Genomic DNA, 12,003 nt, shown 5'->3' on the forward strand with positions numbered 1-12,003 from the left:
GAATTATTTATATGATTTAATTTCGCAACCACCCAAAGCAACAAAGCCTTTTATGATTAGTTCCTTTTTAGGCTCCACCAGATAATTTGTTGTTGGTATCCGTTTGTCGGAAACACCACCTAAAACAGCAGAGACTTCAACCTTAACGTCCCAATCGGATGGAACAACCAGAACACAACCTCCAAACATCGTAAATACGTCAATTATGTTTGTGCCTTCGGCCAGATCGGCATTGGTGAGATTTAATTCTGTTCCTCCAAAAACACAGGTAACTTTTCCTCCTCTAAAATTTTTGGTGTTGATTACTTTTTCACCACCGCCAAATATATTTAGCTCATCGATATAATCAGAATCTGATCCTACCGCCGATCGCTTGCTAACATCACATCCGTTTCGTTTTCGGATAACCACAACTCCTATTACAATTAGCATTACAGGCCAAAATAAGCCTCGCCAGTTAAAGCTCCAATCGAATACAATAGGCATTAAAAACACCCCTCCCACTGCCATTAGAACAATTCCTGTAGTTTTATCATCTTTACCAAAAAAGAAAAGTGCCCCTAAACCAAACAGTAACATTGGCCACGAAAAGATAACATGCCTTAAGTCATAGGGAATAAAATCCAGATTTTTAAGAACCAATAAGCATCCAAATAGAATTAAGAAAATACCGAATATTGCACGGTTGTTTGGGTTTGATTTATGTTGTGATCTCATGATGATATATTTTATGATATGAATTTATTTATTTTTACAACAATATGGTGAATCAGGAGAAAAAATAAACGCAATGCCTCCTAAAATAAGTAGTACAGGAAAAAACCATATCTCCCAATTTTGTGGTAGAAAATACAAATCATCCATAAGAAAGTATCCTCCGACAGCTATGGCCATCAGACCTCCAAAAATTCTTCGACGAACCAAAATCTGCAGTACGCCAATTAAAATTAAAACAGATTCCCACCGATACAAATAGGTTTCGATAAAATCAGACTGATAATTGAGCCGTTCCAAAATAATTACGATTCCAACTATTATTAACCCAAGCCCAACAAACAGACTTTTATTTTTTTTATTTTCATCCATGATATTTTTGTTTAAGATTAGTGTATCCTTTATTTCTAAAACTAAAGTAATGCAATATAATAGCTTTTAATTCTTGAAATCGGTTAAGTGTGCTCAAGAATCGGTAAATGGTGCGAAATGAAAATGATCTCCAATATCACTTGGGAACGTCATGTCCAGCGAAGTCAGAACATCTGTTATTCAAAGTTAAAGATTCGTCGACACCACCTCTTCCTACCTGTAATTGCTTTCCATATGGCTGTACTTTACAACTCATAATCAGACAGTTCATCAATTACAGTTTTCGATCTCAAAAATCATTGAAATCACCTCAAGGTTTACTATTTTTACCATTCAGGGCTTGTTATAAAAAACACAGCTCATCTATTCACACAACGATAGACTTTTACAACTATGAATCAGGCAGAAGCAAAAGCTCGCATTGCAGAATTGCGCGGGCAATTACATACATACAATCACAATTACTACGTTTTATCGCAGCCAAGCATCAGCGATTACGACTTTGATATACTCTTGAAAGAGTTGATGACTTTGGAAAATCAATACCCTGAATTTCACGACCCAAATTCGCCGACCCAACGTGTGGGCAGCGATATCAATGTGGAATTTAATCAGGTAGAGCACAAATACCCAATGCTTTCGCTGGGAAACACTTATTCTGAAGAAGAAATTCGGGATTTCGAAAACCGAATTAAAAAATTGATTGATGGTGATGTTGAATATGTCTGTGAAATGAAATACGACGGCACATCAATTTCTTTAACCTACCAAAATGGAAAACTGGTGCAGGCAGTAACCCGTGGCGATGGGGTAAGAGGCGATGATGTTACCGCTAATGTTAAAACCATCAGATCGGTACCTTTGCAGTTAAGCGGAGAAGGATATCCTGAAGAATTTGAAATACGAGGAGAAATATTAATGCCTTTTGATGTTTTCAATGGCTTGAACGAGGAACGTGAGGAAATTGGAGAAGCTCCGTTTGCAAATCCTCGAAATGCTGCTTCGGGAACATTGAAAATGCAAAACTCATCGGTAGTTGCAAAGCGAAAGTTGGATTGCTACCTTTATTATTTGTTGGGCAAGGAAATTCCAAGCAGAAACCATTACGACAATTTATTGGCCGCTAAAAACTGGGGCTTTAAAATTCCCGATAACACAGCACTTTGTAAAAATATCGACGAAGTAATTGCATTCATTAAAGAATGGGACGAAAAACGTGGCTCATTGCCGGTTCCAGTAGATGGAATTGTAATAAAAGTAAATTCGCTGGATATACAGGAAGAACTAGGTTTTACAGCTAAATCGCCACGCTGGGCTATTTCCTATAAATACAAAGCGGAACGGGTATCTACCAAACTGGAAAAGGTCACTTATCAGGTAGGCAGAACCGGATCGATTACTCCGGTAGCCAATTTAACGCCAGTGCAATTGGCCGGCACAACAGTAAAAAGAGCATCACTTCACAATGCAGATATCATTCAAAATTTGGATTTGCACGAAAACGACACTGTTTATGTAGAAAAAGGTGGCGAAATTATTCCAAAAATTGTTGGTGTAGAACTGTCTGAAAGATCTGTGGAAGCACAAGCAATTAAATACATTGAAAAATGTCCGGAATGTGACACTCCTTTGGTTCGTAAAGAAGGTGAAGCGAATCATTATTGTCCGAATGATATGGGCTGTCCGCCGCAGATTAAGGGGAAAATTGAACATTTCATCAGTCGCAGAGCCATGGATTTGGACGGCCTCGGTGAAGAAACCATCGACCTGCTTTTTCAAAAGAATCTAATTCGAGATGTTACAGGTTTGTACCGATTGACTAAAGAGGATATTATTCCTTTAGAGCGCATGGGCGATAAATCTGCAGAGAGAATATTGACAAGCATTACAAATTCAAAAAATATTCCTTACGAAAGGGTTTTGTATGCTTTGGGAATCCGGTATGTTGGCATTACAGTAGCAAAGAAATTGGCCAAAGCGATACCTTCTATCGACAGATTAGCAGAATCGACGCTTGAAGAATTGATTCAAGTAGACGAAATTGGAGTAAAAATTGCTGAAAGTATAGTAGAATACTTTGCCAATGAATACCATAAGAATTTAATTGCTCAATTAAAAGAATTTGGCTTGCAATTGGAGACTGAAATTGTGGAAAATGAAAATGCAAGCAATACTCTTGAAGGCTTATCCATTGTTATTTCCGGAAGCTTTACAAAATACTCCCGCGACGAGTTAAAGGAAATGATTGAACTGCATGGAGGAAAAAATGTAAGTTCCATATCGAAGAAAACAAGCTTTCTTTTAGCAGGAGAAAAAGTTGGCCCAAGCAAATTTGAGAAGGTCGAAAAATTAGGTATCGGAATAAAAACAGAAGATGAATTTTTGGAAATGATTGGGATGAGCAGTTAGCAGTTAGCAGTTAGCAGTTAGCAGTTAGCAGTTAGCAGTTAGCAGTTAGCAGTTAGCAGTTAGCAGTTAGAACAAAATTAAAAGTTTTAGTCCTTGTTTCTTTACTCTTTTATCTTAAAAAATGAATTTTACCGCAATAGATTTCGAAACAGCAAACGGACAACGCAATTCTGCTTGTTCGCTTGGTTTGGTTCGCGTTGAAAATGGAATAATTATTGAAAGTAAAGATTGGTTGATTTCACCTCCGGAAATGTATTTTCATCCGATGAATGTTAGTATTCACGGAATTACAGAGGAAGATGTAATGAACGAACCCAGCTTTAATTACATTTGGGAAGAGGTGGTAGATTATCTGCATGGAGAAATGGTGATTGCTCACAATGCTAGTTTTGATGTATCGGTGCTTCGGGCCTGTTTAGAAACTTATAACATTCGTTTTCCGGAATTCGATTACCTATGCACGGTACAAATCAGCCGCAACATTTGGCCCAATATGCCAAACCATAAACTGAATACAATGGCCTACTTGTTCAATATTCCGCTTAGGCACCACGATGCATTGGAGGATACTTTGGCTTGTGCTAAAATTGCAATAAAAGCATGTCAGGTAATGAATATGAACAGCCTTGCCGATCTGGCTCATGAGTTACGAATCAGCCCTGGCAAACTTAATATCAATGGTTACAAGGCTCCAAAAAAAATTAAATAAGCTTAATTTATGATTTACAAAATGATTTTTTTCATAACTTGTGATTTCAAATAACAATTGGCAATTCAACCCATAATTACCAGCCTTCAACTTAACTATCAAATATAAAATGAGTTTTTTTCAAAATATTAAAAATCAGCTTGCCGGATTAAAAATCAAAAGCAAGCTAAAGAAAAATCCGCGCAAGAAGGAATTTCATAATTTAAAAAGCGCTAAAAGCATTGGTATCCTATTTGATACACTTCAGGAAAAGAATCATTCTACAGCTAAAAAATTTGCAGAAGACTTAAGCCAAAAAGGCTATAAAGTGCAAACCGTTGGTTGGATTGATGCCAACGAACTGCCTGATTTTGGTGTGGCTCAAAAAATAGTTTTCTATACCAATAAAGATGTGAAATGGAGCGGTGAACCAATCATTCCCGAATTAATTGAATTCATCAATACTAAGTTTGATTTACTCTTTGTTCTTACAAAATCAGAACATCTGTCGATAAAATACATTACACAAGTTTCATTGGCATCCTGCAAAGTTGGTTCGCTGACAGACAACTGTGAACATCTTGATTTAATGATTGATCAGGGCAAAAATAATTCGATGGAAAATCTGATCAGCGAAAGCTTAAAATATCTTTCACAGATTAAAAAGTAATAAGGATGAATCTCAACAAATTTACAGGAACAGGCATAGCTCTGATTACTCCATTTAAAAATAACGGAAGTGTCGATTATAATGCACTTAGCGACATTGTTAATTTTCAGATTGAAAATGGCATTGATTATTTAGTGGTGCTGGGAACTACAGGTGAGGTATCAACACTTTCGTGTGATGAAAAAATTTCTGTTATCAATCACATTATTGAAGTGAATGCAAAACGCGTTCCTTTGGTGGTTGGCTTTGGAGGAAACAATACACAGGCTGTAATCCAACAAATTAAGGAATTCTCGGAATTTGATGAGATTGATGCCATTTTATCTGTAGCTCCTTACTACAACAAACCCAGTCAGGAAGGCTTGTTTTTGCATTATCAGTCCATTGCAAGTGCCAGTCCTGTTCCGGTAATTCTTTATAATGTCCCCGGCAGATCGAGTGTAAACATCAATGCCGAAACCTGCATTAAACTGGCTTCCGAAATTGAAAATATAATTGGTATAAAAGAAGCTTCTGGCAATATGGAGCAACTTATGAGCATTATTAAAAACAAACCAAGAGACTTTTTGGTGATATCGGGTGATGATGCTATTGCCTTCCCTCTTATTTCGTTAGGTGCAAGTGGCGTTATTTCGGTATTGGGAAATGCTTTCCCAAAGGAATGGAGCCAGATGGTAAATTTAGCATTAAATGGAAAAAGCAAGGATGCTCTTAAGATTCATTACAAGATGTTTGGAATCATTCAGAACCTTTTTACTGAAGGCAATCCTGCCGGAATTAAAGCAATTCTAAGTATGAAAAAACTCTGTGAAAACTGTTTGCGTTTGCCTCTCACCCCAATTAGCAAATTGCATTACCAAAAGCTATCACAAATTGCAGAGAGCTTATGATCATATTGGCATAAAAATTGTATTTTTCAAAGAACAATTCACGTTAATAATTTGGAATATTAATTAAATAAAAATATCATGAAGTATTCATTTCGCCTATTTGTTTTCTCACTAGCTGTTTTAGCTGGCGTTTCCTGCTCGAGACAAGTTACCCGGGTATCTCCTGATCAGCAAATTGATTTAAGTGGTCGATGGAACGATACGGATTCAAAATTGACCGCCGAGGCTTTAATTGATCAATTACTCAATCAAAACTGGATTGAAGATTATCAACAGGAATTTGATCGCAAACCCGTTATCATTGTTGGCTTAATCACCAATAAAAGTTCAGAACACATCGATTCGGATACTTACATAAAAGACATCGAAAAAGCCATTTTAAATGATAGTCGGGTTCGTTTGGTGCAAGCGGGTGCCAAACGGGAAGATCTTCGTCAGGAACGTGCAGACCAACAAGATTTTGCATCCAAGACCACTCTTAAAAAATGGGGACAGGAATTAGGTGCTGACTTCATATTACAAGGTGACATCAATTCGATTATAGACAGTTATAAAAAAGAAAATGTTCGTTACTATCAGTTAAATCTGGAGTTAACTAATCTTGAAACCAGCGAACTGGTTTGGATGGGTGATAAGAAAATTAAAAAGTACGTAAACAAATAAATTAGTACTCAACAGGAAGTCATTGGTTGGCTTCCTGAATTTCTTTATTCCTTTTTCGATGAAGCAAAAATTATCCTTACATATATCAGTTAAAATACGCCCCGTTTTTTTATTTGGTGTTCTTCTTCTATTATCCGGCTGCGCCACCTATTACATGCAAAATGAAGCTTTTAACAACTATTTTTTGCAGGGCGACATAGCGAGTGCCGAAAAAGTACTGGATAAAGATAAAAAGAGCAATCGAAACAAAAACAAAGCCTTGTTTTTACTGAATAAGGGAACTTTATCGTGGATGCAGCAAGATTATGGTTCGGCGACTAAGTATTTTAACGAAGCGGATCTTTTCATTGAAGATCAACGTAAAAATATTGGTTCGGAAGCATTGGCAATGCTCACCAATCCAATGGCCAGACCCTATGTTCCAGAGGATTTTGAGAATGTAATGCTCAATTTCTATAAAGCGTTAAGCTATTTGGAAATGGGCGATACGGAAGCGGCTTTGGTTGAATGCCGAAGAGTAAATGAAAAATTGTATGCCCTGAACGATAAATATCCAAAGAATTATCAGAACAGATACAGCGATGATGCCTTTGCCCATACACTAATGGGGTTAATTTACGATTCATCGGGAGATTCGAACAATGCCTTTATTGCTTATCGGAATGCCCTTAAAATTTATGAGGACAATTATCTGAAAAACTTTAATACTACTGCACCGCAGCAATTGAAAGAAGATCTTCTTCGAACTGCCTATAAAACTGGTTTGATGGAAGATTATGAATTTTTCAAGAATAAATTTGGCTTCGATTTCCAAAAGGCCGACAAGACTGAAGGAGATGTAATAATCATATGGCTGTCGGGGCTTGGTCCGGTAAAAGCAGAATGGAGCATCAATTTTAGCGCCGTTAATGGCCGCGATGGCTATCTGACCATGGTGAACAATGAAGAAAATGTTACGTTGCCTTTTTTTGTAGGAAATATGGATAGCCGGACACAAAATTCTTTTAGTGATCTTGATTTTGTTCGTGTTGCTTTTCCAAAGTATCAGGAACGAATTCCCTACTACACAAATGCCGATATCATTATAAATGACTCGCTTAGTTATCATTTGGATAAAGGAGAAGACATAAACGCAATTGCCTTTAAAACACTAAAAGACCGAATGGTACGCGAAATGGCAAATTCTTTACTAAGACTTGCCACCAAACAGGCAATCGAAAGTTACACAAGAAGTAAAGATGAAAATTTAGGTGCTATTATCAGCATTTTTAATGCCGTTACTGAAAAAGCCGACACCAGAAATTGGCAAACCCTGCCCAACTCTATTCACTACACCCGAATTCGATTGAAAGAGGGAAAACATACTGTTACTCTTAAAGTAAATTCTCCAAATGGAGATAGCAAAAAGCAGCAATTGGATCTTGAAGTGAAAGCAGGAAAAACTAAATATTTTACCTTTCACAATATGGAATCAAACTAACACCTCATTTTTTGAAAGGGTGAAACAGACCAATTTGCTCTTCTCTGAAATAAATTCAGTATTTAAAGTCAATTCTTCATTAAAAAACCTTTGACAGCCCATAAACAATCCGATGGCCAGATCAATCAGTAATTTTTCTGTCTGATAACTCATCTGAAACGTAGAATCATTAATCTTCACTGCTCTAAAACGTGGGATTTCAACCGGAGTAAAGCGTTCCTGAATTTTATTATGGATGAACTCATCTATCTGATCTAAGAAATCGAATATGCTGCTGTTACCGGCAAAACTGGGGCGAAACAAAATTACCAAACGGGAGAAAAGATATTCTCCAAAATTTTTTACTACATCAGAAACTGAACTTTTCACCTCGAAACCAAGCAAATTGCACAACTCAACAAATTGACTGTACGGATAATCTGTTGTTGCTTCATAAACACCATTATTACCTGTTCCCAGATCCGAAATAATTTTTTCGGTTAAGATTAAACCATACTCCCTCTCTACCATTTCCAAAAACTCTGTGAAAAATATTCCCTTCATCGTTCCTCCGCTTTTACTATCCACCCAAGCAAATTTATTGCATCAGTAAAAATACACATCACTACTGTTATAGTGTGTAACGAACTAGAATAAAAGTAATTGTATTGAAGAGCAAATAATTTTAAAGGAATTAATATTTCATCTTGTTTTACATTATAAATCTATATTCTTTTGAGTTTTATTTTCAAGTTCAACCAGTAATTTCTGCATCGTAATGAATTTATTCTCATAATCCCATCTTCCTTTGTCTTTGTTATGGGCAATCTCATAAAACCTGACTGCTTCCTTAGGTTGGTTAACCCTTTCGTAAATTTCACCTACGTAATAAAATGATTCTGCTCTTTCGGGATAATTGGAAATAGAATATTTTAAAAAAGCCATTGCGTCATTATATCGTTCAGCATCTTTAAGCTGAATACAAACACTCTCAAGCAGAGAATAGGGCAATTTTTCATTTCTGCCATAACTCAGCAATACTTTTCTTTGATAAGTTTCAGCAACCTCAACGCCCTTTTCAACTAAAATCTGTACATCAGGATATTTGTACTCTGCGAAAATAGTTTCCATGCCCTGCATTAAACTTTTACGATAGAGTGTGTAATGACTTTCGTCGGGCATCCATGCATAATTCCATTTGAGATCGGATGGTGCTTTTGTTTCTAAAGACAAAATTAAAGCTTTACAGGATTTTAACATCTCCGTAGCTTCCTCGGCAAAAGAAACAAACAGTTGTTTTCTAATGGATGAATTGTTGCTTAAGAACTGGTCAATATCGTTCACAATCGCCTTATTATTCCACCAAAGAATCGGACTAAAGGCTAAATATTTATCAAACAAATCGGGTCGTGTAGAAAATGCATATACAACAAAAAGTCCACTATAACTGTGTCCCATGACCAATCGCTGAGTACTCGCTCTAAAATTATCCGTTATGAATGGAAAGACGTCTAACTCGAGGGTTTTAATAAAATCATCTGCTCCTCCGCGGGTTCGGAAAATATTTTTATTCATAATTGAATCGACAGGAGTCATATCGCGAAAGCGATCGGTATTGGGCAGACCAACAACAATATGCGGAGGAATAAAATGATTATCCATGAGAAAACTTAAAATCTCAATTCCCATATCAAAGTTCATTTCTGCATCCAACAAATAGATTGTTGGGTACTTATAATATGTGTCGTCGTATTCGTTGGGAAGCAATACTTTTACGTCGCGGTATTCTTTTAGAACAGTAGAATAGACACGGGAATTACGCAAATTTTTCAAGTTTACTTCAGCTGAAGTATTCGAGCAGATAAGTAAAGCAAATAGAGCTGAAAACAAAATTCGCATCATAATAACTTTGGTTTAGATTTAAAGCTTGAAACAAATTACGATTATTTATAACAAAAAAAAAGATTTAATAGTATTTACAAGGCATCCCGACTATTGTTGATATTAACCGAATTGCCAAAATATGTACAAAAAAAGCCGAAATATGAATATTCCGGCTTACGTTTTTAAAGAATAATACTTTACTCTAAATACAAATCTAAATTTAGTTCAAAATCATCATAAATGGTCTTGTCTCCTAAATTATCGAAGAAAGAACCCGATCCGTAACGTACGTTAAACTTAGTTCTATCGATAGTTATTTTTCCACTTACATGTACTGTCGCATCATGTTTGTGTAAATTCACCATAAATTCAATGGATTCAGTAATTCCTTTGATTGTTATATTTCCTTTTACCTTGTAATTACCATCTTCCATTTTCTCGGCATTGGTAATTTCAAATTTTGATTCAGGAAATTTCTCAGTACCAAAAAAATCGTCAGATTTTAAATGACCTTCTAATTTTGCTTTGTAACCTTCATCCTCAATGTCAGTATTTACAATACTTGTCATGTTAACAACAAAACTTCCTGCTACAATCTTATCTTCGTCCATCACCAAACTTCCACTGTTAAGATTGATGGTTCCTGAGTGTTCTCCTGTCACTTTTTTACCTAACCATTCAATTTTACTATTTTCAGCATTCAATTTTAAATTGTCTTTTTTTGCAAATGCCTTGCTTGGAGTCAAAACAACACTGGCAACAAGAACTACTATCATTACTAAACCTAATCTCTTCATAACTTCAAATATTAATTAATTTCTTTTATTGATTTTAAAATCTTTGTAAGAACTTTACAATTACAAATTTAGCAGATGATTGTTCATTAGTAAATGGACAAATTCCCTTTATTGTTGGATTATTTTCTAATTAGGCTTCGATAGTCGCTCAATGTTTGACTTGTATATTTTTTAAAGAAGCGGCTAAAGTAAGCCGGATCATTAAAACCCAAATTATAAGCTATTTCCTTTGTATTCAAATCAGAACCATAAAGCATTTTCTTTGCTTCTTTTATCACTCTATTTCTGATTAATTCTCCTGCTGTGATACCAGTTGTTTTCTTTGTTATTTCATTTAAACATGTTGCTCTCAAATTAAGCATATCGGCATAGGAAGAAACATTTTTTTGTTCCTTGTAATTATCATCTATCAACTGTTTAAATTTAATGATGACCGAGCCAGGATGCTCTTCGTCTAAACTCACATCCAAATCGTGCTGCTCTTCGTAAATTCTTCTTGATTCCAATAAAAACAACTTCAATTGCTGCAATAACATCTCGTGACGGTATCGATCGTCGTTCCCAAATTCCTTTTCCATCAATTCTGTAATTCCCTTAAAAACCGTTTGTTGTTCTTCATTCAATGTAATAATAGACCGGAAATCGGGGTTGCTAAACAATGTTGAATCGGAAACAGAATCTTCACCGTTCTCTTTAACAGCAAAAAATGCTTCGTTAAAGGTTATAGAATAACCTGTGCAATGTGCGTTACTAATAAAACGATGTACTAAGCCCGGAGGAACAAAAAGAATCGAATTTTTCCGTAATGTATACTCCACATATTTGGTGGCATGTATTGCTTCTCCTTCCTTAATCCATGTAATGGTGTAGAAATTATGCATATGATCGTCCCCATTCTGCTTTCTAACTTCATTACACATATTTTGAAGTTTATGAATGTGGAAAAGTGCTTTGGATTCTTCAAATTCCTCAAATAATTCTGAAGGTTCTTTATTCATATAATCGTAATTTGCTTTTTTTTTTCGTGTAATAGTAAATTTATACAATAAATTCCAGACCATTATATCTTTTACTTGTTAATCGATTGTTAAAACTTCCCTAATATTCATATATCCCACGCTAAATCTCTTCGAAAACCGGGCTTCTTAACTTTTTGCAGTAAAAATTCTTCCATTGTAAAATCCTCCCGCTAAAGTCCTTAGCAAGATCATTCATTTTTATCGCTAAAAAAACACCAAAACATTTGGAGGAATCGGTCTAAAACCCCTATATTTGCAGGGCAATTAAGAAAAAAGGACGCGTAGCATAACTGGATAGTGCACCTCGTTACGGCCGAGGAGGTTGGGGGTTCGAATCCCTCCGTGTTCACAGAAAAACTCATCAGGAAACTGGTGAGTTTTTTTTATGGGCTAATTGCCCAAATTTTCTGCTTGAACCAAAAAATACCACCCGAATTA

The 12,003-nt window shown here is 35.8% G+C and carries 12 protein-coding genes and 1 tRNA gene; 7 read left to right on the forward strand and 6 right to left on the reverse strand.

Annotated elements, in window-relative coordinates; all coding sequences use genetic code 11:
* Positions 1-3: 3 nt before the first annotated feature.
* Entirely contained in the window at positions 4-717 is a 714-nt protein-coding gene (locus ACKU4N_RS11850) for a LiaF transmembrane domain-containing protein (protein WP_321316531.1), read from the reverse strand.
* A gap of 24 nt (positions 718-741) precedes the next feature.
* The gene (locus ACKU4N_RS11855) at positions 742-1,086 is read right to left on the reverse strand and encodes a LiaF transmembrane domain-containing protein (RefSeq protein WP_101309196.1); all 345 of its coding nucleotides are present in this window, start codon (positions 1,084-1,086) and stop codon (positions 742-744) included.
* Between the two features lie 393 nt (positions 1,087-1,479).
* On the opposite strand from ACKU4N_RS11855, the gene ligA reads away from it, so the two are divergent.
* The 6 genes from ligA to ACKU4N_RS11885 all read left to right on the forward strand — a co-directional run bounded on the left by ligA (position 1,480) and on the right by ACKU4N_RS11885 (position 7,886).
* Positions 1,480-3,495, forward strand: coding sequence for an NAD-dependent DNA ligase LigA (gene ligA, locus ACKU4N_RS11860; RefSeq protein WP_321316532.1), 2,016 nt, complete (start codon positions 1,480-1,482; stop codon positions 3,493-3,495).
* Positions 3,496-3,616: 121 nt separating this feature from the next.
* Entirely contained in the window at positions 3,617-4,204 is a 588-nt protein-coding gene (locus ACKU4N_RS11865; RefSeq protein ID WP_321316533.1) for an exonuclease domain-containing protein, read from the forward strand.
* Between the two features lie 109 nt (positions 4,205-4,313).
* On the forward strand, positions 4,314-4,853 hold the full coding sequence (locus ACKU4N_RS11870) for a DUF6913 domain-containing protein (protein ID WP_321316534.1): 540 nt from the start codon (positions 4,314-4,316) through the stop codon (positions 4,851-4,853).
* A 5-nt stretch (positions 4,854-4,858) separates the two neighbouring features.
* The gene (gene dapA / locus ACKU4N_RS11875; RefSeq protein ID WP_321316535.1) at positions 4,859-5,743 is read left to right on the forward strand and encodes a 4-hydroxy-tetrahydrodipicolinate synthase; all 885 of its coding nucleotides are present in this window, start codon (positions 4,859-4,861) and stop codon (positions 5,741-5,743) included.
* A gap of 78 nt (positions 5,744-5,821) precedes the next feature.
* Positions 5,822-6,406: a penicillin-binding protein activator LpoB gene (locus ACKU4N_RS11880; protein ID WP_321316536.1), complete on the forward strand. Its 585-nt coding sequence runs from the start codon at positions 5,822-5,824 to the stop codon at positions 6,404-6,406.
* Positions 6,407-6,464: 58 nt separating this feature from the next.
* Positions 6,465-7,886 (forward strand): COG3014 family protein, encoded by a 1,422-nt coding sequence (locus ACKU4N_RS11885; RefSeq protein WP_321316537.1) that lies wholly within the window; start codon positions 6,465-6,467, stop codon positions 7,884-7,886.
* Here the strand turns inward: ACKU4N_RS11885 and ACKU4N_RS11890 are convergent.
* From ACKU4N_RS11890 to ACKU4N_RS11905, 4 genes are all read right to left on the reverse strand, one after another.
* Positions 7,878-8,429, reverse strand: a complete 552-nt coding sequence (locus tag ACKU4N_RS11890) for a heme NO-binding domain-containing protein (RefSeq protein WP_321316538.1) — start codon at positions 8,427-8,429, stop codon at positions 7,878-7,880. The two genes, ACKU4N_RS11885 and ACKU4N_RS11890, sit on opposite strands and share 9 nt — an antisense overlap.
* Positions 8,430-8,582: 153 nt before the next feature.
* Positions 8,583-9,767: an alpha/beta hydrolase-fold protein gene (locus tag ACKU4N_RS11895; protein ID WP_321316539.1), complete on the reverse strand. Its 1,185-nt coding sequence runs from the start codon at positions 9,765-9,767 to the stop codon at positions 8,583-8,585.
* Between the two features lie 179 nt (positions 9,768-9,946).
* A complete protein-coding gene (locus ACKU4N_RS11900) occupies positions 9,947-10,546 on the reverse strand; it encodes a YceI family protein (protein ID WP_321316540.1) in 600 nt (199 codons plus the stop codon).
* A gap of 119 nt (positions 10,547-10,665) precedes the next feature.
* A complete protein-coding gene (locus ACKU4N_RS11905; RefSeq protein ID WP_321316541.1) occupies positions 10,666-11,544 on the reverse strand; it encodes a helix-turn-helix domain-containing protein in 879 nt (292 codons plus the stop codon).
* 296 nt (positions 11,545-11,840) lie between these two features.
* On the opposite strand from ACKU4N_RS11905, the gene ACKU4N_RS11910 reads away from it, so the two are divergent.
* A tRNA-Arg gene (locus ACKU4N_RS11910) sits at positions 11,841-11,914 on the forward strand.
* Positions 11,915-12,003: the final 89 nt, after the last annotated feature.

The organism is Labilibaculum sp., assembly GCF_963664555.1.
Taxonomy (GTDB): Bacteria; Bacteroidota; Bacteroidia; order Bacteroidales; family Marinifilaceae; genus Labilibaculum.